General features: G+C 43.4%; 15 protein-coding genes and 1 pseudogene. 9 read left to right on the top strand and 7 right to left on the bottom strand.

Annotation, left to right across the window (positions count from 1 at the left end; genetic code table 11):
- Both AB5542_RS06765 and AB5542_RS06760 read left to right on the top strand, forming a co-directional pair.
- A pseudogene (locus AB5542_RS06765) lies at positions 1-341 on the top strand (hypothetical protein); the annotation flags it as partial.
- A gap of 102 nt (positions 342-443) precedes the next feature.
- Complete coding sequence (locus AB5542_RS06760; RefSeq protein ID WP_087420648.1) at positions 444-1577, top strand: cation:proton antiporter; 1134 nt, start codon at positions 444-446, stop codon at positions 1575-1577.
- 5 nt (positions 1578-1582) lie between these two features.
- On the opposite strand, the gene AB5542_RS06755 is transcribed toward AB5542_RS06760, so the two are convergent.
- Together AB5542_RS06755 and AB5542_RS06750 are read right to left on the bottom strand one after the other, a co-directional pair.
- Positions 1583-1849 (bottom strand): hypothetical protein, encoded by a 267-nt coding sequence (locus AB5542_RS06755; RefSeq protein ID WP_087420326.1) that lies wholly within the window; start codon positions 1847-1849, stop codon positions 1583-1585.
- Between the two features lie 6 nt (positions 1850-1855).
- Entirely contained in the window at positions 1856-4210 is a 2355-nt protein-coding gene (locus tag AB5542_RS06750) for a transglycosylase domain-containing protein (protein WP_279037281.1), read from the bottom strand.
- A 227-nt stretch (positions 4211-4437) separates the two neighbouring features.
- Here AB5542_RS06750 and AB5542_RS06745 point away from each other — a divergent pair, with 227 nt between their 5' ends.
- Together AB5542_RS06745 and AB5542_RS06740 are read left to right on the top strand one after the other, a co-directional pair.
- Positions 4438-4785, top strand: coding sequence for a hypothetical protein (locus AB5542_RS06745; RefSeq protein ID WP_140402560.1), 348 nt, complete (start codon positions 4438-4440; stop codon positions 4783-4785).
- A 215-nt stretch (positions 4786-5000) separates the two neighbouring features.
- Complete coding sequence (locus tag AB5542_RS06740; RefSeq protein ID WP_087420324.1) at positions 5001-5573, top strand: adenylate kinase; 573 nt, start codon at positions 5001-5003, stop codon at positions 5571-5573.
- 71 nt (positions 5574-5644) lie between these two features.
- Here the strand turns inward: AB5542_RS06740 and AB5542_RS06735 are convergent, their stop codons facing one another.
- On the bottom strand, positions 5645-6748 hold the full coding sequence (locus AB5542_RS06735; RefSeq protein ID WP_087420646.1) for an MFS transporter: 1104 nt from the start codon (positions 6746-6748) through the stop codon (positions 5645-5647).
- A gap of 240 nt (positions 6749-6988) precedes the next feature.
- On the opposite strand from AB5542_RS06735, the gene AB5542_RS06730 reads away from it, so the two are divergent.
- Positions 6989-7897: a bifunctional enoyl-CoA hydratase/phosphate acetyltransferase gene (locus AB5542_RS06730; RefSeq protein ID WP_087420323.1), complete on the top strand. Its 909-nt coding sequence runs from the start codon at positions 6989-6991 to the stop codon at positions 7895-7897.
- Positions 7898-7984: 87 nt separating this feature from the next.
- On the opposite strand, the gene AB5542_RS06725 is transcribed toward AB5542_RS06730, so the two are convergent.
- Positions 7985-8428: a peptidylprolyl isomerase gene (locus AB5542_RS06725; protein WP_027200235.1), complete on the bottom strand. Its 444-nt coding sequence runs from the start codon at positions 8426-8428 to the stop codon at positions 7985-7987.
- A gap of 210 nt (positions 8429-8638) precedes the next feature.
- On the opposite strand from AB5542_RS06725, the gene lipA reads away from it, so the two are divergent.
- The 4 genes from lipA (at position 8639) to AB5542_RS06705 (ending at position 13131) form a co-directional block, all read left to right on the top strand.
- Positions 8639-9493, top strand: a complete 855-nt coding sequence (lipA, locus tag AB5542_RS06720) for a lipoyl synthase (RefSeq protein WP_279037278.1) — start codon at positions 8639-8641, stop codon at positions 9491-9493.
- 3 nt (positions 9494-9496) lie between these two features.
- The gene (lipB, locus tag AB5542_RS06715) at positions 9497-10177 is read left to right on the top strand and encodes a lipoyl(octanoyl) transferase LipB (RefSeq protein WP_279037277.1); all 681 of its coding nucleotides are present in this window, start codon (positions 9497-9499) and stop codon (positions 10175-10177) included.
- Positions 10178-10561: 384 nt separating this feature from the next.
- A complete protein-coding gene (locus AB5542_RS06710; protein WP_189021490.1) occupies positions 10562-11314 on the top strand; it encodes a copper homeostasis protein CutC in 753 nt (250 codons plus the stop codon).
- Between the two features lie 56 nt (positions 11315-11370).
- On the top strand, positions 11371-13131 hold the full coding sequence (locus tag AB5542_RS06705; RefSeq protein WP_087420319.1) for an aconitase family protein: 1761 nt from the start codon (positions 11371-11373) through the stop codon (positions 13129-13131).
- Between the two features lie 117 nt (positions 13132-13248).
- Here the strand turns inward: AB5542_RS06705 and AB5542_RS06700 are convergent, their stop codons facing one another.
- The 3 genes from AB5542_RS06700 to AB5542_RS06690 form a co-directional block, all read right to left on the bottom strand.
- Positions 13249-14436: a porin gene (locus tag AB5542_RS06700; protein WP_087420318.1), complete on the bottom strand. Its 1188-nt coding sequence runs from the start codon at positions 14434-14436 to the stop codon at positions 13249-13251.
- A gap of 84 nt (positions 14437-14520) precedes the next feature.
- Entirely contained in the window at positions 14521-15213 is a 693-nt protein-coding gene (locus tag AB5542_RS06695; protein WP_087420317.1) for an OmpA family protein, read from the bottom strand.
- Between the two features lie 156 nt (positions 15214-15369).
- Positions 15370-16536 carry a porin gene (locus AB5542_RS06690; protein WP_087420316.1) on the bottom strand — a complete coding sequence of 389 codons (1167 nt, stop codon included), beginning with the start codon at positions 16534-16536 and terminating at the stop codon, positions 15370-15372.
- Positions 16537-16642 lie beyond the last annotated feature (106 nt).

Below are 16642 nucleotides of genomic sequence, written 5' to 3'. Positions count from 1 at the left end.
CCACTCGGGGGACACAACGACTTTCCGCCTCCATGTCCGCAACGTTGTTCCTACCTTACATTAAAAGAGGATTTCGGGCATCGGTTACCGGGTTCGTGGATTGGGGGGTGTTGGCCCGGGATGAGAAGAATTTGTTGAATAGTCAATCGTACTGGGGAATCGGTTTTAGTCTGAATCTACGAAATGATAACTTGATTCTCAAGAATGTAAGTATTCGTTTTGCTTTTTACCCCAAAGGACCACCCGATATTCATAGTATAGAGGTGAACGTGTCGAGTCGTCGGAAAAGTGGATTTTATGATTACCGTGTTTATAAACCTGATGCGATTAAATACGAGTAGATCAAAGCTTTTGATATACATTTTTTAACTAGATTCGTTTTAAATAGCGATCGAAAATTGCTTGAAAATCCCTATCTTTGTGGCAAATTAATTTTGATGGGGATGAAGAAAGTTTTTTTATTTTCTATTTTCTTACTTTGTGGCTTATTTTTTTCTCAAATACTTCCTTCGGCGTTAGGAAGTGTGTATGGAACGTTGGCATCGATAAGTAAATGGCTGATGTTTATTTGTCTTGCTTTTATCATGATTAATGTAGGGAGGGAATTCGAGCTGGATAAGGCAAAATGGCGTTCGTACACGACGGATTATTTTATTGCCATGGCGACGGCTGCCGTACCTTGGCTCTTGATAGCTTGTTATTATATCTTTTTTCTGGATACGGGATTGTCGTGGGAGAATAATTTGCTGATCAGCCGGTTTGCGGCTCCCACTTCAGCGGGAATTCTTTTTACGATGCTTGCTGCTGCCGGGCTGAAAAAGGAGTGGATCTACAAGAAAACGCAGGTGCTGGCTATATTTGATGACTTGGACACTATTTTATTGATGATCCCGTTGCAAATATTGATGATCGGTTTCAAGTGGCAATTGTTTGTTATTATTCTGGTGGTTTGTATCCTTTTGATTTTCGGATGGAAACGGTTGAGTTCGCTGAACCTGCCACAATCTTGGAGAGCTATTCTGCTTTATTCCGTGTGTATCGTGGCGACATTCGAGAGCGTGTACCTGATCTCGAAAGCTTTTATGGGACAGGATGGGGCAATTCATATTGAGGTACTGTTACCGGCATTTGTGCTGGGAATGGTGATGAAAACCGTGCATAATCATTCGAGAGAGGAAGAAAGAGCCTCTAGTTTTATCTCGTACCTGTTTATGTTTTTGGTTGGGTTGAGTACGCCTATCTTTATCGGTTTGGAGACCGGGGGAGACGGGATGCCCGGATGGGGGATGCTGATTTTCCATGTAATTGTGGTAACGATTCTTTCGAATCTTGGGAAGATGTTCCCGCTATTCTTCTATCGTGACCGGAAGATTCAAGAGCGTTTGGCCCTTTCGATCGGTATGTTCACGAGGGGGGAAGTAGGTGCAGGAATTATCGTGATAGCCATGGGGTACCAGTTAGGAGGTCCTGCGTTGATTATCTCCATTTTAAGTTTAGTATTTAATCTCGTTTTAACGGGTTTCTTCGTGGTCGCTGTGAAACGTATATCCCAGAGTGTGTACGGGGTGAAAGAATAAAGGGTTTATGATCTTCTGAATTTATTTACGAGTGCATAGATTCTCCACCAGAGGTAAGCGATGATTAACACGGATAGAGAATAGATAATCCAATCGTCCATTTTAAGGAATCGTTTGAACATGAGTGGAACAGCTTGGACGGTATTCCACGGGTTCAGCCCGTGCCAGGAGTAACGTATTTCAGCCGGGGCAGCAATCATTGATATAATACTGAAAGCGATAGCCAGTATGATAAGGGCAAGGAGCAGGGATGTCTTGTTTATTGTTTTCATGGTGAATTATTTTTTATCTTTCTTCTTGAATAGGTCCCCGATTTTCCGGAAGAAACCTTTTTTCTTGGGAGTATCGGTATCTTTTTCTGTATCTTGTTTCTTTACTTTTTCCAGTTTTTGGTTGGTCAATCTTTCCAACAGACTTATATTATCCTTGAACGTGGGGACTGCTAGTTCTTTTTGTGTATCCGAGGGTGGAACCGGGAAGGACAGACCGGACCAATAGGCGTAAGTGTTACTTTGCAGACATTCTTGCATGAACAACCCGAAGATTGGAAGTGCCATGTTGGCACCTTGTCCAAGTGCGGTAGAGTTGAAATGTACACGAGAATTATTGGCCCCGACTCTTACGCCCACGACGATACGAGGATTATAACCAATAAACCAGCCATCGGCTTGATTTTGGGTTGTCCCGGTTTTTCCGGCTAGGGGGATGTTCAACCCGTAGTTGTTGATCAGTCTTTTCCCTGTTCCTTCTTGAATAACGGCGGAAAGCATGGAGGACATGGTATGAGCCTGTTCTGCCGGAATCACCCGTTCTCTGCGTGGTGGTTCAGCCTCGTAAAGAATACGTCCGTCTCGGTCTTTTATAGAAAGCAGATAATAGGGTGTTGTCGATACGCCATTGTTTGCATAGCACAAGTAGGGGAGAATCATTTCCCGAAGAGGAATATTGGCAGCTCCTAGGGCAATGGAGGGAACTGCGGGCAGGTCACTTTGTATTCCTAGCCGATGAGCGTGTTCTATCGTGGCGTCGATTCCTGTTTGTAGGAGAACTTGGACGGCAATCGTGTTGATGGATTGACTTAGGGCTCCTTTCAGCGTGTAATAACCACCGTATTGATTGTTTGAATTTCGGGGCGTCCAGTTGTCGTATTCCGGATAACTTTTTTGTTCATTATTATAATAGGCATCGACACGGGCTCCATGTTCAATGGCAGCACTGTAAACGACCGGCTTGAACACGGAACCGACCTGGCGGGGGGCCAGCACTTGGTCATATTGGAAATACTTGAAATCAAGTCCCCCGATCCATACTTTTATTTTTCCGGATTGGGGTTCTACTGCTATCATACCGGGTTGAAGAATCTTTAGATAGTGTTTAATGGAATCAATGGAAGACATTTGCATTTCGGTTTCTCCCTGGTATGCACTATAAATAGTCATGGGCTTTTTCTCATTCATGGCGGCGAGGATGGCTTTCTCGGCAAGTCCTTGGCGTTTTAGATTTTTATATACCTCGCTTTCCCGAATGGCATTATCAAGGAGATTCTTCTCTTTGTCCCATGGTTCTTGTTTTCCCAGATGCGTGTAGAAAGCGTGTTGCAACGACTTCATGTGTTGTTGCATGGCTTTTTCCGCGTAACGTTGCATCTCCGCATCGATTGTGGTGACGAGTTTCAGCCCGTCTTTGTATAAATCGTAATTGGTGCTGTTTGCCTCGTTGAATTCGGCAATGAGCTTGACTGCATCTTGGCGGATTTGTTCACGTAAGTAGGGAGCTAGGCCGGAATAGTGGTTTAACGGTTTGAAACGGAGTCGTAACTTTTCTTTTTTCAATTCTTCTCCTTCTTCTTCGGTCAGATAATCGTACTTAACCATTTGGGCAATCACCGTGTTACGTCGTTGTAACGTGCGATCGGGATGTACCCGGGGATTGTAGTAAGAAGGTCCCTTCAAAAGTCCGATCAGTGTGGCAGCCTCCGGAACGGAGAGACGTGTTGCCGTCGTAGAAAAATACTTTTGGGCGGCACTTTCAATACCGAACGTGCCTTCGCCAAAAGATACTGTGTTTAAATATAGGGTGAGAATTTCGTCTTTCGTGTATAGTTTTTCAAGACGATGTGCCGTGATGATCTCTTTGATCTTGATCACCGGAATCATGAAACGGCTGCTATACTGGCGAGGATAGAGATTTTTGGCCAATTGCTGGCTGATCGTACTTCCCCCGCCCGAACTCTTATCGCCTAATAGTAATGTCTTGAACAATACCCTTAGCATACTGACTTTATCGAACCCGTGATGTTCGTAAAAGCGCACGTCTTCAGTGGCGATCAAGGCGTTTATGGCATTGCGGGATATACTGCCGAACATGACGTTTGTACGGTTTTCCACGTAATATTTTCCGAGTAACTCTCCATCTTCACTATACAGGGAAGATGCCTCGTTGTTACGAATTTCCCTTAGGTCCCGGTAATCCGGAATTTTCCCCCACATCCCGTAGTACACGCAACATACGAATAACCCAACGAGAATGGCGCCTAGTAAGGCACTCAATAGTATTGTCTTGAAAACACGGGCAAAGATACTTTGTTTTTTCTTCGTGGCTTTTTTTCGTGTTGTGGTCTTTTTCTTGTTCATATTATTGATTCCGGAAATGCTTGCGAATGTACGAAATTGCAATGTAATTTTCAAGAATAGAGATAAGGTCTTATAACTACTTTCGTTTGTTTATATCCAATATTGTCGAATTTAGAACGAATTGGATGGTATATTTAATTTATTTTATATATTTGTAACTGCAAGGTGATAATTACATTCATAATGTAAAAAGAGTAAGTAAATTATTTCGATAAATGAATAAAACCATGACAAAAGAAGAGTATGTAGCTTCTATAAGAGAGCTGGAAGAAATTATAGCCAAATATCGGGAGCAGGAAAAGCAACTGAAAGAGCAGTATATTGACGAGAACAAGCAATTTGAGGTGAATGAGAAGGTGAAAATTACAACTCCCGCTTTTCGGCGGGCTATCCCGGACGAGAATGGTCGAAGATACATGGACGAGGAATGTAAATACGGATTTGTAGAAGACTATGAGGTTGATAACCATGGAAATATTAAGTATGTTTTGGCCAGAATGAATGCAACGGGTAAGAAATCGCAACATCGTACCTATTACACAGATCTGGACGTGCTTGAAAAGGTGAAAGAGTAATTATGGGGGAAGCAAATTAACATGAATAACTTTAGCATGAAGTTTCTAAAGTACTGGAATTCACAATAATGCAAAAATGATGTTATTCCAAACATAAAATTAGAAAATATTCTGACTTTTCTATTTTAAAGTTTGGATTAAAGTATACCTTTGTGGCTGAGTTCATAAAAATGAAACAATTAATACATCAAAAGGAATAAAATAAAGTTATTGTCATGCTGAATATTGCATTGTTTGGCCCTCCAGGAGCCGGAAAAGGTACTCAGGCGAAAAAGATCGTTGAAAAATACAATCTAGCGCATCTGTCAACAGGGGAGATGATTCGTAAAGAGATTGCCGAAGGTTCGGATTTTGGTAAAATGGCTGCCGGGATTATTAATAAAGGCGAGTTATTATCTGACGAGTTTGTGGTTGCGTTAATCGAAAACAGCATCGAACATCACAAGAACGTGGATGGTTTCCTGTTTGACGGGTTTCCCAGAACGGTGAGACAAGCTGAAATTCTTGATGAGATGCTGGCTAAGACGGGACACCCGTTAAGTGCATTGGTGAGTATCGATGTGCCTCACGACGAGTTAATGCGCCGGATGCTGGAACGTGCTAAAATCGAGGGACGTGCCGATGATAACGAGGAAGTGATTGAAAATCGTTTCCGCGAGTACCGGGCAAAGACGTTACCTGTTGCCGATCACTATAAGATTCAGAAAAAGCATTTTTCTGTGAATGGTCATGGTTCGGTAGACGACGTGTTCGAGTCCATAACAAAGATTCTCGAAGAGGTACGGTAAAACGGATCAAGAAGAAGAGATTGAAAGGATGTTTGCGAGAACATCCTTTTTATTTTAAACTCTAAACTTTTTTAAACTTTCTTCGAGTAGCGCCATTGTAAAATTAGGAATAGTAGTCCGGGAACAAAAATGATGACGGCTGTTGCTTGTAATGCGATAGAGAGGGAATACAGGTCATGCAGCCAGCCCACTAACGGGGCCATGGCCGCAAACATAAGCCGGATAACGAAGTTACGGATAGAAAGTACGGTTGCCCGCATTTCGGAGAAAGTAATTTGGTTTATATACCCTTTTAATATAGGAGTGGCGAATCCTCTCACAATGTAGAAAAAGAACAGGCATATCAAACCAACGTAAGATATGTTGAAGGCTACCGCGATATATCCACCCACGATAAAGAATAGTATAAAAGCGTACATTCGCAGACTTCCCAGCCGTTGATCCAGTTTATCGGAATAGAGAGCAGAAATGCCGACGGTGAGATTCAGTATTGTCCAGATGATCCCGAACCAAGAAGTGGGGGTATCCAGTTCTATCAACAAGGGTTGAACGAACCAGGCCATGGTCAGCGTGGCGGCACCGATCACGCCGGAAAACATGATGTTATAGCACAGTTCCTTGTTCGTGAAAAGGGAGTATTGTATGATTTTCATGATATTGGCAAACGAATTCTTGATTCTGGTTTTGGCTGCGTGTTCGGTCAGGGCAATGGCAGCCGGAATTCCGATAAAAGCGATACCGCTCTGCACGTAGAAAGGGAATCGGAGGGAATAAACTGCTAGCAGCCCGCTGAAAATCCCGGCGAATGCTTCCGAGAAATTCCCTACCATGGTAACCCGTCCCTCGTATTTTAAATAGGCGTCTTCCTTTTTATAATATAGCATCGTATCATAAAGTAGGGCAGAGTCGGCACCGGACACTAGGCTCTGTCCGAATCCGAGCAAAATTTCCGAGAGGAAAAATGCCGTGAAAGTGTCAGAAATTGAATAGTTGGTGAATCCCAAGAAACAGAATATACAACCAGCAATCAAGCAATTCCTTCGTCCCCATACGTCGGCTAGGTAGCCTGTTGGTATTTCCAAGGACACCATGGCGATGGAATAGACGCTCTTCAGAATAAATATATCTGCCAGATCCAGGCCACATTCCTTGTAAAACAGCACGATGATAGGCATCACTAGGGTAAACCATTTGGAAACCTTGATCAAGTAAAGTGCTATTATATTTTTTTTAAACGACACGTGATTTCTGTTTTTCTATTCGAAAGACAAAAGTAATTTAAAATTAAGAATAAACGAAGTGATTAGAATCTAAAATCAAAAAGCTCCTTTTTGTTTCAGTTTTCATCAAAAAGCGTTATTTTTGTTTCCAAATTTAAAACATAAATCACTAATCAAGTAAAAAATAAGTTTGCCATGGCAATACAGAAAATTGATGACATCTACGAATTACTGAAGGGAAATACCCAAAAAAAGCGTTTGGTTGTAGCTTACGCTAACGACAGTCACTCTATCGAGGCTGTGAATAAAGCCGTTGAAATGGGTATTGTTGAAGCCACCTTATGTGGTGATGAAAATGAGATTAGGAAAGTGTGTGCCGAGCATGGTTTTGATATTTCCCGATTCAAGATTGTAAATGAACCGGTGGACACGAAAGCAGCCGCTAAAGCCGTTCAAATGGTACGTGATAAGGAAGCTGACTTCATCATGAAAGGATTGGTAAGTACTGATAAATATATGCGCGCCATCTTGAACAAGGATTGCGGTTTGTTGCCCCCGAAGGCCACGTTGTCTCACGTTGTTGTGATGGAGTGTCCGAATTACCACAAATTGTTGGTGTTCAGTGATGCTGCTATTATTCCGGCTCCGGATTTCAGCCAGAAAATGGCAATCGTGAAGTATGTAACCCAGATTGCTAACGCTCTTGGTGTTCAGCGTCCGAAAGTTGCCATGATTTCAGCCACGGAACAAGTACTTCCGAAAGTGGAGTCTACCACGGATGCTGCTATTCTTGCCAAAATGGGAGAGAGAGGTCAGTTAGGTAATATTGACATCGACGGACCGTTAGCTCTTGACGTGGCTATTGATAAGGAGGCTGCAGAGATCAAGAAAATCAAGTCTCCGGTTGCGGGAGATGCGGATTGTTTGGTATTCCCGAGCATCGAGGCCGGTAACGTGTTCTATAAAACAAACACGAAGTTGGCAAACGCTCGCCAAGGGGCTATCTTGGTAGGTGCCACCGCCCCGAGTGTGTTGTCTTCCAGAGGTGACAGCGTGGATGCAAAATTGAATTCTATTGCATTGGCGGCTCTTTTTGCAAAGTAAGATAAGTTAGATACAAGTGAAAAGCCGAAGTTGTTGTTATTAACACTTCGGCTTTTCTGAATTATTTAAACAACTAAGAACACAGGCTTATTCATTTTCTTCCGTGATGACGATTTTAATAATCTCGTCTCCTTGGCGGATGGCATCAATCACTTCCAATCCCTCGTAAACTTGGCCGAAACACGTGTGGCGTCTATCCAAATGAGCCGTGTTTCTGCGGTTGTGACAAATAAAGAATTGAGATCCCCCGGTATCCCGTCCGGCGTGAGCCATGGATAGGACCCCCCGGTCATGATACTGGTTATCCCCGTTTAACTCACATTTGATGGTGTAACCTGGTCCTCCGGTTCCGTCACCTCTAGGGCAACCGCCTTGGATCACGAAATCCGGGATGACCCGATGAAACGTTAATCCGTCATAAAAGCCTTCTCTGGCTAGTTTTACAAAATTGGCAACGGTATTCGGCGCGTCTTTTTCGAAGAAAAGAACCTTCATAACACCTTTTTCTGTGTGTATTTCTGCTCTGTACATTACGAAATTGGTTTTGAATTATTGCAAACAAATGTAGGGTATAATCCTAATGAATGCAAGCTGTCCAAGTTTATTTAACGCATTTTCTGTTATTTGCATATAGTTAAAAAAAGAGGTGTTTTCGGGAATTTAACAACCTGAAAGATCAAAAATATCAGTATGTATTTAAAAACTTCGTCGTATATTCGCGTACGATTAAAAATAGAGAGTATGACGTGTTGTAATAGCAGACGAAAACCGGAATGGTTGAAGATTAAATTACCGAAAGGACAGAGTTCCACGGAGGTTTTAAATATAGTCAGAAAACATAATCTACATACGATATGTACCAGTGGTATGTGTCCCAATCAAGGCGAATGCTGGGGAAACAGAACTGCAACGTTTATGATCGGCGGGGATGTATGTACCCGTTCGTGTAAGTTTTGTAACGTGAAAACGGGGCGTCCGGCTCCATTGGACCCGGCAGAACCGGAGAATATAGCTAACTCCGTGAAGTTGCTCGGTTTGAAACATGCCGTGATCACTTCCGTGGACCGGGATGATCTGGCTGATTTGGGAGCAGCTCACTGGGTGAAAGTGATCGAGGCGGTGAAACGAGAGAATCCCGAAACGACAATGGAAGTGCTGATTCCGGATTTTCAGGGAAGACAAGAACTCGTGCAACAGGTGATTGATGCTCGTCCGGAAGTGATTTCTCATAACTTGGAGACGGTGAGAGAATTGTCGGATGGCGTACGTAGCCGGGCAAAATATGATATTTCTTTACAAGTGATCCGTCAGGTTTCGGAATCGGGTATCGTTTCCAAATCCGGTATTATGCTGGGATTAGGGGAGACTCGTGAACAAATTCTTCAGACGATGGATGATTTGCTGGCAGTCGGGTGTAAAGTAATGACTATCGGTCAGTACTTGCAACCGTCCGAGGCGAATCTCGAAGTAAAAGAGTACGTGACACCGGAGACCTTCAAGGAATACGAGCGTATCGGGTTGGAAAAAGGGTTCCGTTACGTGGAGAGCGGTCCGTTGGTTCGCTCTAGTTACCATGCGGAAAAGCATGTGAGATAAGTTATGAAACGTATACGATTAATTGATCTAGGAGTGGCAAGCTATATGCCCGTGTGGCAACAACAGGAAGAGTTGCACAAGGGGATTATTGCTGCGAAGTTAAAGGGTGAGGACACGGAGAATTGTATGATTTTCGTGGAACATAATCACGTGTACACGTTAGGGAAGAGCGGGAACGAGGCGAACATGCTGATTAGTGCCATTCAGTTGCAGGCGGCTCATGCTGAATTCGTGAAGGTAAATCGGGGTGGGGATATTACATATCATGGTCCCGGACAATTGGTCGTGTACCCGATTATTGATATGGCTAATTTTGGCGTGGGGGTGAAGGAGTACGTGGATTTGTTAGAAGAGGTGGTTATTCGTACCGTGGGAGAGTTCGGGATTACCGGGGAACGGTTGGAAGGAGCCACGGGGGTATGGTTGGATGCACACACTTCTAGGGCACGCAAGATATGTGCGATCGGGATTAAATGTTCCCGTTACGTGACGATGCACGGTTTCGCGTTGAACGTGAATACGGATTTGAATTATTTCAATTATATCAACCCCTGCGGGTTCGTGGATAAGGGGGTGACTTCTATCTCGAAAGAGGTGGGGGCAGAGGTTCCCGTGGCGGAAGTGAAAGCGGTTGTGAAGAAGTATTTCGAGGAACTCTTCGGGATGGATTTTTACATGTTTTAATACAATTTGGCGGGAAATGTTATACACTTCCCGCCGTGTATCTATTCTTGTTTATTTTAATTTTGTAGCCGGAGTTAACGAGAGATTGGGGCGAGTTAAGCGGGAAATAGGGGCCGAGAATAGAATGACAGACAGATCCCCTACGTTGCAAACCCGTTTGGGAAGTGGCTATGCTGTGGGGGAGGGGCAAATGGATTTTAATGTAATGTGCTTATTTCTCCCGTTATTCTTTTTTGACACGTGATACTCTGTTGAATGTATGTAAGTTAGAAATAACTTGAATGTTAAGGAGCATTTTATACCTGCTTTTTATTTGAAGTTTGTCGATAATTTCATTATATTCGTAGTATGAATTAACAAATAAACAAAAATTGACAGAGCGGAATGAAGAATAATATTGAGGTCGAAATATGTACTTTTTCTTTGGAATCATGCTTGAATGCCCAGTTGGCAGGGGCATCCCGGGTGGAATTGTGTTCCGGGATGTATGACGGGGGAACAACCCCGTCCGCGGCTATGATTCGTATGGCCCGGGAAAAGTTATCTATACAACTTTACGTGATGATTCGCCCGAGGGGAGGTGATTTTCTTTATTCCGATTTAGAGTTCGAGGTGATGAAGGAGGACATTCGGTTTGCCAAAGAGTGCCGGGCGGATGGTGTCGTGTTGGGTATCTTGAATGCAGACGGTTCGGTTGACGTACAACGTACGCGGGAGCTGGTCGAATTGGCGGCTCCTTTAAAGGTAACGTTTCATAGGGCGATAGATATGACTCGAAACATGGAAGAGGCTTTGGAGGGGATCATTCAGGCCGGATGTTACCGGGTTTTAACATCGGGAGGACGCAACACTGTAAGCGAGGGAATGGAGCAAATTAAAGCCTTGGTGGAGCAGGCGAAAGGGCGTGTGCAAATTATGGCCGGAAGTGGTGTAAATGCTGCGAATGCCAACACGTTAATAGAATTAGGGGTGGATGCTATTCACTTGAGCGGGAAAAGTAGTCGGGACAGTGAAATGGAATTCCGTAACCCGAACGTGTTCATGGGCGGGGTTTCGGGACTACCGGAATACGAGCAATATTACAGTGATGTTGAGAAAATAAAAGCAGTTTTAGACAACGTGAAATTTAGAATATAAAATTCAGAGAGTGCCGTTCATTCTATGTTTTACATTCTAGATTCTAAATTCAATATATGCGAACATTTGTAGAGAAGATATTAAATGCCGAACGTGGGAGTATCGTGGTCCGTGAACCGGATTATGTGATGAGTCATGATAATTCGGCGCGGGTTAGGTTTTTGTTTGAACGAATTCATGGTACCCGAGTATACAATCCTTCCCAGTTGGTGATCGTGCTGGATGGAAAGGTGTCGGGGTTAGTCAACGAATTATCCTTGGAATATAATTCGATACGGGATTTCGTGGAAGAGCAGGGAATAGAGCATTTTTATGACTGTGACCGTGGAATCAGCCACCAGATTATCTCAGAATTGGTACGTCCGGGTATGTTGGTTGCGGGGAGCGATTCTCATACAGCCACGGCGGGAGCGTTCAACACGTTAGCTGTGGGAATTAATAAAACAGAGACGGCCGTGTTATGGAAAACGGGCAAAATGTGGTTTCAGGTGCCTGAAACGATGAAGATCGTATTGAAAAATCGTTTGTCAGAAGGAGTGTTTGCTAAAGATTTAGCTTTATGGATAAAGGGAATATTGAGCGAGTTGGACGTGAACGGGCAGGCAATTGAGTATCACGGGGAAGGGGTTTCCTCTTTGTCCATTGATGATCGAATGACAATAGCCAATATTTCCACGGAAATGGGAGTGGTCAGTTCTGCTTTTCCTCCGGATGACCGGTTGGCAGACTATTTTAACGAGCCGGCAGTACGGGGTGTTTGGGCGGACGAGGAGGCTGTTTATTCTCGGTTTATAGAGATTGATCTGGCCAACGTCTTTCCGATGGTATATGACACGAGAAACAATGTTCTTCAGGGAGTGGAGGAACTTGTCGGGTTGAAAATACAGCAAGGACTTATCGGTGCTTGTGCTTCAGGACGGTTGGAGGATTTACGGTTAGTTTCCATGATCTTGGAAGGAAAGCGTATTGCCAACGGGTTCCAATTGTTCGTGGTTCCGGCTTCTAGGAGTATATATTTACAGGCTGTTGAAGAGGGTATTATTGATAAGATTGCACAGTCCGGAGCCATCGTTCTTGGCTCCAGTTGTGGGCCTTGCTTGGGAGTGGGACACGTGGCGTCTGCCGGAAATAGCCGTTTTATCTCTACTGCCAATAGTCGGTATATCGGAAGTTCGAATCATTCCGGTGTTGAGAAATATATTGCCTCTCCGGCAACCGTGGCTATGACTGCGTTGCGAGGAGAACTGACATCAATAATACACTTCGAGGGCGCACGGTATAAATATAAAGCTCCCCGGATAGAACCAGTCGTATTGGAAGGGTACGATTATCGTAAGAGTAACGGGGTGTGGAATTACGGGGATATAGATAATATCTCAAGTAACCAGATATTTGCGGAAAAATTGATGTATCGCTTGACCCTTGAACAGGTGGAGGAGATTAAACCTTACTTGTTTGGAGGATTGGATCCGAATTTCGCTTGCGATGTGAAACCAGGAGATATCATTATCGCCGGGGAGAACTTCGGGTGTGGTCAACTGGTGAAACATGCAGCGACGGGATTGGTAGCAGTGGGGGTAAAACTGGTGATTGTAAAATCTGTGAACTGGGATTTTTACCGTATGGCTATTAATCACGGGTTACGGATTCTTGTTGATTGGGCCGTGGTGGATGCTTACACATCAGGGGAACAACTGACAATAGATGATGAAAATCATTTATTATATTTGAACAAGAGAGCGTATAAGCTCCCTTATGTTGATGCGGAGTTTCAAGAAATCCTCGAAAAAGGAGGATTAGTAAATACCTTTTCTTAAATAAGAAAAGGTTATTGATATTCATGTGTGTGTTGTTTTTTTCTGTTCCGGGGTGCCGGAACGGGGAAGAGGGCAATCCTTTCGAGGGTTGCCCTTATTCATTTTTGGGCGTAAAGCCTAAAACAGCGGGATATGGTAAATTAACCCGATGGATAAAGTTGATGTAGAGTAGTTCTCGGCTCCTAGTGTTTTGGCCTTATCCGTGAATCGATAAGAACGTCCGATGTACGATGCGAAGAAGTGGAGGTTTTCCGTGGTTGGATAGTATTCGATACCACCGAAATACCCGTAAGCCGTCCGGTATTTGCCTTTCTCCAGTTGATTGGTATGCTTGTAAACAGAGGCATTTTCGTACATTCCTTTCACGAAAATATTCCATTTGGGCTGGAAACGATAGTTTAATTTGGTGACCCAGGATTCATAACGGGCATTTTTGATGCAATCGGCATCTCCTTGAAGGCGGTAGAGGGTTGAAATAATACCCCGGTTATCCAGTTCTTCATCGGAAAGGTAGAAATCGAGGTATATGTTGAATTTTCCCAGATCTAATTCGTTACCGATGGCATAAAAATGATTGTTATATCCTTTTGCCAGACTGAGCAAGGAATATGACCAACGGGTTCTAAATTTGTCGCTGAAGAAATTACCGTTCCAGTTGGCCGTGTAAGCGAGGGGCGCACGACTTTCTTCCACGTCTTCCGGGAGTTGCCCGTAAATATCATCCATGGAAGCCGTCCGGCTGTTCACGACTTGCAAGGCTATTTCTTGGGTAGGGGTAACTTGATAAGAGAACGTGATTCCGGTCATGAAATCGAAGAGCATATAATCGATCATGTCGCTGTATTGGTAGATTTCAATCGGATCCAGATCATACTCGAAACCTCCGTATGCTGCTGCCTGTTTCCCGATGGAGGTGACGAACTGATCAGTCAGGCGTACGGAGATCATGGCATAATCGATAGAGGAGGGAAGGTTATCCAGTGCGTGGGGCGTGTTACTGCTGTTCAGGCGTTGACGCCAACGGTAAGAAAGCCAGTCATTGATGTCCCCCCGGGCTTCTAATCGAAGCTGGTTCATTTTGAAAGCTGCTTGCTCGAATGTCCCGTCTGTAAATGCACCGTTGAATGTGGCTTGCATGTGCAGTTTCAGATTAAAAATATTATTCTTTTTTTCGATGTTCGACACTCTTTCAAAAAGAGAGCGTCCGTTTGTCGTGTCATTTAGATGGGATAACAGGCCCTGGGCTGACAAGCCCTGTAATGATAGTGCTAATAGCGTGATTAGTAATAGTTTTTTTCTTTTCATTGTTATCGGATTAAAAAAAACTAAAAGCTGGAGATCGTTCGAAAACAGCCTTCCAGCTTTTAGTGGTTACTTACTGATTGTATCTTATTTCAAGGTACCTTCTTCTGCTTGTTTGATCATGTTCGCACTTGCCGTGATATATACTTCGACACGACGGTTTTTAGCACGTCCTTCTGCTGTACTATTGTCGGCTACCGGTTGATCGAATGCTAGGCCTTCCGTGGTGATTCTGTTGCGGGCAATCCCGTTTCCAACGAGGAAGTTTGCAACAGCCTCCGCACGTTCTTTGGATATTCTTTCATTTACGGCACGGGTTCCGGTGTTATCCGTGTGGCCGTAGATCGTGATGTCTGTTTCCGGAGAGTTCTTTAACGACGTGGCAAATTTCGTCAAAGCATCTCTGGAAGATGAACTTAATTGGCTAGAGTTCGTGGCGAACAATATACCGTTATCAAAAGTCACTTTAATGGCTTGTAGGTCATTAGCATCTGTAACAGTTTCAACCTGAGCCCCTTCAATGGCTTCTAACTCTTTTTTCTGTTTATCCATCTTTCTACCGATCAAAGCTCCGGTTCCTGCTCCAACGGCTCCACCCACGGCTGCCCCGATGGCAGCTCCCTTACCTTTACCAACCAAGGCTCCGATGCCGGCTCCAAGTGCGGCTCCACCACCGGCCCCGATAGCAGCGCCTTTGCCCGTGTTACTCATGGATGCACATCCTGAAAAAATAATGCTTCCGCTTAATACTAAAATAGTGAGTAGATTAGTTTTTTTCATAGTAATAGTTTTGTTTCTAAATTTAGATTGTAAATCTTTGCTCTAATATGCTACAAAAATAACACTCGTTAAAACAATTTCAAAATAAAATGAGATAAATCAAAAGAGGGAATATATTTGAATATTCCCTCTCGTAATTGTATCATTTCTTGTTTGTTAGAACATCGGTAATTGGTATATAAACCCGACTTCCAATCTTTGCGTGTTGTATCCTTTTTGAGCGGCACGATCAGTAAATTTGTAAGAACGTCCCACGAAAGTACAGAAGAAATGCAGGTTGCTGTCTTCTAACGGGTAGTATTCGATACCGGCCAAGTAACCGTAAGAAGTACGATAGTTTCCTTTTTCGATGTCACCACGTGTTTTTGACACAGAGGCCGTTTCATACATTCCCTTCACGAAAGCATTCCATTTCGGTTGGAAACGGTAGTTTACTTTTGTCACCACGGATAGGTATTCTGCATCAAGTGCATTGTGACCGTCAAGAAGAGCGGCATCTTTGTTTTCTAGCATACCGGTAATGATACCTTTTCGGTCGATTTGTTCGTCAGAATACATGAAGTCTACAAACATATTTACTTTTTTAGAGAACGTGAAATCGTTACCTAAAGCATAATAATACATTTGTTTATCTTTTGTTTCGGACATCACGGATGCTGACCAACGAGTTTTATAGATTCCATCGAACAAGTTACCATTCCAGTTTAACGTGTACAAGAGTGGGGCACGGCTTTTTTCAAATCCGGGACCGTATGTTTCATCCTGAGAACCGTTACGGCTATCCAAAATTTGGAATTGGAGTTGATGGTTGTCACAAATCTGGTAAGCGATGTTCAAACCGGTCATGAAGTTACTCATGTTCTCGATCATATCGCTATATTCGTAGATTTCGATCGGATTCAAGTCGAATTCGATACCACCATAAGCGGCGCATTGTTTTCCGGCAAAGAATGAAAACTGGTCATTTAATTTTACACCAATACCTGCGATGTCAATGGAAGTAGGCATGTTGTCGATATTGTTACCACCGTTGTTCCCACGGTTCAGACGTTGTCTCCAGCGATAGGACAACCAAGGGGTGATGTTACCTTTTGCTTCAATACGGAATTGACGCATCTTGAATGCAGCCTCGCTTAGTCCGCTTTGGTCATAGTTGAAACTGGCATCAAAAGAACCTTGCATGTTCAAATAGAAGTTGAACCAGTCCATTTTTTTCTCTATTTGGGTTACTCGTTCGAAAAGAGTCTTTTCGTTCGTGGCATTTTGTGCGAAAGCACCAGCTGCGCAACCCATAACAAGTATTAATAAAGCTAATTTTTTCATGTTCTGTGTTTTGATAAAAATATAATTTCCTAATTTCTAGTTATTATAACTAGAATTACAAATAGAATAAAGCACCGAGTCCTTTAAAACAGGACTTGGTGCTTTT

The sequence above is a fragment of the Butyricimonas sp. RTP31003st1_G1_RTP31003_210430 genome, from assembly GCF_040920905.1.
Classification (GTDB): domain Bacteria; phylum Bacteroidota; class Bacteroidia; order Bacteroidales; family Marinifilaceae; genus Butyricimonas; species Butyricimonas paravirosa.
This window is presented reverse-complemented; position numbering and strand designations above follow the sequence as displayed.